The 213-nt window shown below is 62.9% G+C and carries 1 protein-coding gene; it reads right to left on the reverse strand.

Going from position 1 to position 213, the window contains the following annotated elements; translation table 11 throughout:
• The coding region (locus tag CQY20_RS34135) for an IS30 family transposase (protein WP_109789796.1) at positions 1–213 on the reverse strand (213 nt) is incomplete at both ends.

Here is a 213-nt window from a genome sequence, read left to right on the forward strand (position 1 = left end):
TTGGTGTTCTCGTTACTGCCGCGTTGCCATGGCGAGTGCGGATCGCAGAAGTAGATATCGAGCTCGGTGGCCGCGGCGATGGCAGCGTGATTGGCCATCTCACGACCCTGATCCCACGTCAAGGTGCGACGCAAGGTCGCCGGCAGCTGGGCCATTTTGGCCACGATGGCCTCCTGCACCGCCAATGCACCATGGTCATCGGGCAGGTGCAGC

It is taken from the genome of Mycolicibacterium agri (assembly GCF_002553505.1).
Lineage (GTDB): Bacteria > Actinomycetota > Actinomycetes > Mycobacteriales > Mycobacteriaceae > Mycobacterium > Mycobacterium agri.